The sequence below is a fragment of the Methylopila musalis genome (genome assembly GCF_042679725.1).
GTDB lineage: Bacteria > Pseudomonadota > Alphaproteobacteria > Rhizobiales > Methylopilaceae > Methylopila > Methylopila musalis.
The window spans coordinates 1-4,989 of record NZ_JBHTMX010000202.1; the positions used below are offsets into that span (position 1 = coordinate 1).

A 4,989-nucleotide genomic window follows, 5' to 3' on the forward strand; every position below is an offset into this window, starting at 1 on the left:
CGGCGGCGCGGTTCTCGCCTCGGGCTATGTGGCGGCCTCGGGCTACGCCACCGCCGCGGTGCGGCTCGGCCTCGTGGGCGCGGTGGCGGCCCAGGCTGTCCTGCACCGCGTGCTGCCGGTGGTGGCGGAGCTCGCCGCCGCCGAGCCGCCAGAACACATCGAAACCTTCGCCCCCCTGCTCGACATCGCCGCCGCCCGCCACGCCCGCGGCGAGCTTCGCCTGTTCTCAAACTGACGCGCCCGGGACCCCCATGCTTCTGACCCCGACCGAGCTCGAACGCCTCACCATCTTCACCGCGGCGGCGCTCGCCCGCAGGCGCCGCGACCGCGGCCTGAAGCTGAACCATCCGGAGGCGGTCGCCCTCATCACCGACGAGATCCTGGAGGGCGCGCGCGACGGCCGCAGCGTCGCCGACCTGATCGGCTTCGGCGCCACCGTGCTCACGAGCGACGACGTCATGCCCGGCGTGCCCGCCATGCTGCACATCCTGCAGGTGGAGTGCGTGTTCCCCGACGGCACCAAGCTCGTCACCGTGCACGAGCCGATCCGCCCGGCGGAGGGCTCCGCCCCCGATCCGGTGCAGCCGGGCGAGACGCTGGCGCTCGACGGCGAGATCGAGCTGAACGAGGGCCGACCGCGCGTCACGCTCTCCGCCACCAATTCCGGCGACCGCCCGATCCAGATCGGCTCGCACTTCCACTTCTTCGAGATCAACCGCGCCATGGCGTTCGACCGGGCGGCGGCCTTCGGCATGCGGCTCGACATTCCGGCCGGCACCGCCGTGCGGTTCGAGCCGGGCCAGACCAAGGAGGTCACGCTCACCACCTTCGGCGGCCGGCGCTTCGTCGGCGGGCTGAACGGGCTCGGCGGCGACACCACCAGCGAGGAGGCCAAGGCCGTCGCGCTGGAAAAAGCGCGCGCCGGCGGCTTCCGCGGCGCCTGAGGAACAACGCCATGGTCAGAATCGCCCGCAAGGACTACGCCGCCATGTACGGGCCGACGGTCGGCGACGGCCTCCGCCTCGGCGACACCTCGCTGATCGCCGTGGTGGAGAAGGACCACGCCGCCTATGGCGACGAATGCCTGCACGGCGGCGGCAAGACGCTGCGCGACGGGCTCGGTCTCGCCGCCGGGATCACCAACGCCGAGGGCGCGCTCGACTTCCTGCTCTGCAACGTCACCGTGATCGACGCCGTGCTCGGGATCGTGAAGGGCGATCTCGGCATCAAAAACGGCCGCATCGTCGGCGTCGGCAAGGCCGGCAATCCCGCGGTGATGGACGGCGTGGATCCGCGCCTGATCGTCGGCGCCGGCACCACGGTGCGCGACTGCGAAGGGCTGATCGCCACAGCCGGCGGCATCGACGTGCATGTGCACTTCGATTCGGCGGGACTAGTTGAGCACGCGCTGGCGAGCGGGCTCACCACCATGCTCGGCGGCTCGCTTGGGCCGATCACGGTCGGCATCGATTCCGGCGGGCCGTTCAACACGGGCAAGATGCTGCAGGCTTCAGAGGCTTGGCCGATGAACTTCGGCTTCCTCGGCCGCGGCAACAGCCACATTCCCGGCTGCCTGACGGAGCAGCTGGAGACCGGCTGCCTCGGCCTCAAGATCCACGAAGACTGGGGCGCAATGCCGGCGACCATCGACGCCTGCCTGCGCTCGGCCGACGAGCACGACTATCAGGTGCAGCTGCACACCGACACGCTGAACGAGAGCGGATTTCTGGAGGACACGCTCGCCGCCATCGGCGGCCGCACCATCCACATGTACCACACGGAGGGCTCGGGCGGCGGCCACGCGCCGGACGTCATCCGGGTCGCGGGCGAAAGCCACTGCCTGCCGTCGTCGACGAACCCGACCAACCCCTACACGGTCAACACGTTCGACGAACATCTCGACATGACCATGACGTGCCACCACCTCAACCCGGCGATCCCGGAGGACGTGGCCTTCGCGGAAAGCCGCATCCGCGCCCAGACCATCGCGGCGGAGGATGTGCTGCACGACATCGGCGCGATCTCGATGCTCGGCTCCGACAGCCAGGGCATGGGGCGCATCCACGAGGTGATCTGCCGGACCTGGCAGCTCGCCTCCAAGATGAAGGACCAGCGCGGGACCCTGCCCGAAGAGAGGACCGGCTTCGGCGACAACGAGCGCATCAAGCGCTACATCGCCAAATACACCATCAACGCCGCGAAGACCTTCGGCATCGCCGAGCATGTGGGCTCGCTGGAGAGCGGCAAGCTCGCCGACATCGTGGTGTGGCGCCCCGCCTTCTTCGGCGTGAAGCCGGAGCTGGTGATCAAGTCCGGCTTCATCGCCTGGGGCGCCATGGGCGATTCCGCCGCCTCGCTGATGACCTGCGAGCCGCTGCTGCTGCGCCCGCAATGGGGCGCCTTCGGCAAGGCGGCGCCGGCGCTGTCCGCCTGTTTCGTGCATCCGCTCGCGATCAAGCGCGGCCTCCGGGAGGAGCTCGGCCTGTCGAAGCTGCTGCTGCCGGCCTCGGGCACGCGCGATCTCAAGAAGTCGGACATGCTCCACAACGACGCGCTGCCCAACATCCGCGTGGACCCGCAGACCTTCGACGTGTTCGTGGACGGCGAACTCGCCACCTGCGCGCCCGCGACCGAGCTGCCGCTCGCGCAGCGCTACATGCTGCGCTGACGGAAGGCGCGTGAGCCCCATGACCCAACATCGCTCCGAATGGCCGTCGCTGGTGGCGAGCCGGTCCGATCCGATCCCCGCCCCCCGGACCACGGCCGCCCGCATCGGCGTCGGCGGCCCGGTGGGCTCGGGCAAGACCGCGCTGATCGAGGCGCTGATCCCGGCGCTCGCGGCGCGCGGCGTCGATCTCGCGGTGGTGACCAACGATCTCGTCACCAAGGAGGACGCCGAACGCCTGCGCCGGTCCGGCCTGATCGAGCCGGCGCGCGTGCTGGCGGTGGAGGCGGGCGCCTGTCCGCACACGGTGATCCGCGAGGACCCGACCCTCAACATGGCGGCGGGCGACGATCTGGAGGCCGCCTTTCCGGGGCTCGAACTGGTGATCTTCGAGTCCGGCGGCGACAACCTCGCCTCCACCTTCTCGCTCGACCTCGTGGACTGGTGGATGTTCGTGATCGACGTGGCGGGCGGCGACGACATTCCGCGCAAGAAGGGGCCGGGCGTGCTGAAGAGCGACCTTCTGGTCGTGAACAAGACCGATCTCGCGCCCCATGTGGGCGTGGACCTGACCCGCATGCTGGCGGAGGCGAGCGCGGTGCGGGGCGGCCGGCCGGTGATCGCCACCAACGCCCGCTCGGGCGCGGGCGTGGAGGCGGTGGCCGACAGCATCGCCCACGCGGTGCTGTTCCGGGAATGACGGCGCCGCTCGATCTCAGGGGCGAGACCGCCGCCGGCCGCCACCGCCGGGCGGAGCTGACCTTCGCGCTCGGCGGCGGGCGCTCGGCGCTGGTGCGGCAGGTGACGCCCTACCCGTTCCACGTGACGAAGCCGTTCGCGCTGGACCGGGCGCGGCCGGACCTCGCGACGCTCTACCTGCAATCGGCCTCGGGCGGCGTCTACCGCGCCGACCGGCTCGACCTGTCGCTCACGGTGAAGGCGGGGGCTGCGGCGCATGTGACCAGCCAGGCCGCCACCGTGGTGCACGACACCGGCGCGCTGCCCGCGCGCCAGAGCCTGACCATCGACGTCCACGCCGACGCCTTCGCCGCGGTCACGCTCGATCCGCTGGTGCTGTTTCCCGGCGCGGAGCTGACCACGACCACCCACATCCGGCTCGGCGAGGGCGCGCTTGCGCTCGTGGCGGACGGGGTGGCGTGGCACGACTTTTCCGGCGCGGGACGTCCGTTCGGGCGGCTGACGGCGGAGACCCTCGTGTCCGGTCCCGCCGGGGGCGTCCTGCTGCGCGATCGCTCGACCGTGCGCGGGGCGGAGCTGTGCGGCGAACGCTCCCTGCTCGGGCCGGGCGCCGGGGCCTATGGCGCCGCCCTGCTGCTTGGTCCGATGGAGGCCATGCCTCGTCCGGAGGCGCTGGACGCCGCGCTCGACGCGCTCGGCGTCCGGTCCGGGGCGAGCCCGCTGCCCAACGGCGCCGGGCTCGGCCTGCGCATGATCGCCGCCAATGGCGGCCGGATCACGCTCGCGGTCGAGGCCGTGTTCGCGCTCGCGGTCGAGGCGATGCTGGGCTTCGCGCCCGCCCGCCGGCGCAAGTGAGTCGGCGGGCGGCGCGGGCTTACAGCCGCGCCAGCCGGAAATAGAGCTCCGAAAACCGGGCCGGCAGTTCCTCGAGCTTGCGCACCGGAATGGTGTTGGCGCGCCCGAACACCGCAGCCGACGGCGCGGCCCCGAGCGTCACGCCGAACACGTCGACGCCGCGCCGCCGCAGCGCCAGCGTCGCCCGGCGGGCGTCCTCCACCAGATCGAGCGGGTCGCTCACGTCGATGTCGGACGGCTCGCCGTCGGTGAGCGCGATCACCAGCTTGCGGTGGGCGCGGATCGCCTCCACCTCCGCGCCCGCATGGCGCAGCGCCGCTCCGAGCCGGGTGGACAGGCCGGAGCGGACGCCCGCGAGCCGCGCCATGGCGGTCCGGTCGAAGCGGTCGGCGAAGTCCTTCAGGCGGATCAGGCGCACGTCGTCGCGGCCGCAAGAGGCGAAGGCGCGGATGGCGAAGGCGTCGCCCGCCGCCTCCATGGCGCGCCCGAGCGCCGCCACCGCCAGCGTCTCGATCTCGAGCACGGTCGCGGCGCCGACCCGGTCGCGGGTGGATTCGGAGATGTCGAGCAGGATCACCGTCGCCACGTCCCGGGCGCGCTTGCCCGAGGCGCGGTGGATGCGCTCGTCCGGCAGGTCGCCGACCCGGAGCGCGATGGCGGCGTCCACCGCGGCGTCGAGGTCGAGGTCGAAGCCGTCCGGCTGGCGCCTCAGCCGCGCCGCCTTGCCGACGCGCGCGCCTTTGACCAGCCGGGCGATGCGCTCGGTGACG

Annotated in this window: 5 protein-coding genes and 1 pseudogene; 5 read left to right on the forward strand and 1 reads right to left on the reverse strand. The window is 72.1% G+C overall.

Going from position 1 to position 4,989, the window contains the following annotated elements; translation table 11 throughout:
• From ACFQ4O_RS14990 to ACFQ4O_RS15010, 5 genes and pseudogenes are all read left to right on the forward strand, one after another.
• Nucleotides 1–235 (forward strand): annotated as a pseudogene (locus ACFQ4O_RS14990) (urease accessory protein UreF); the annotation flags it as partial.
• Between the two features lie 16 nt (nt 236–251).
• On the forward strand, nt 252–944 hold the full coding sequence (locus ACFQ4O_RS14995) for an urease subunit gamma (protein ID WP_378776732.1): 693 nt from the start codon (nt 252–254) through the stop codon (nt 942–944).
• An 11-nt stretch (nt 945–955) separates the two neighbouring features.
• Entirely contained in the window at nt 956–2,668 is a 1,713-nt protein-coding gene (ureC, locus tag ACFQ4O_RS15000) for an urease subunit alpha (protein WP_378776734.1), read from the forward strand.
• 49 nt (nt 2,669–2,717) lie between these two features.
• The gene (gene ureG, locus ACFQ4O_RS15005; protein WP_378776740.1) at nt 2,718–3,365 is read left to right on the forward strand and encodes an urease accessory protein UreG; all 648 of its coding nucleotides are present in this window, start codon (nt 2,718–2,720) and stop codon (nt 3,363–3,365) included.
• Nucleotides 3,362–4,219 carry an urease accessory protein UreD gene (locus tag ACFQ4O_RS15010; protein ID WP_378776736.1) on the forward strand — a complete coding sequence of 286 codons (858 nt, stop codon included), beginning with the start codon at nt 3,362–3,364 and terminating at the stop codon, nt 4,217–4,219. Before ureG ends, ACFQ4O_RS15010 begins: the two co-directional genes overlap by 4 nt.
• Before the next feature lie 19 nt (nt 4,220–4,238).
• On the opposite strand, the gene ACFQ4O_RS15015 is transcribed toward ACFQ4O_RS15010, so the two are convergent.
• Nucleotides 4,239–4,989, reverse strand: a 751-nt coding sequence (locus tag ACFQ4O_RS15015; protein ID WP_378776738.1) for a nitric oxide reductase activation protein NorD, incomplete at its 5' end; no start/stop codon positions are given.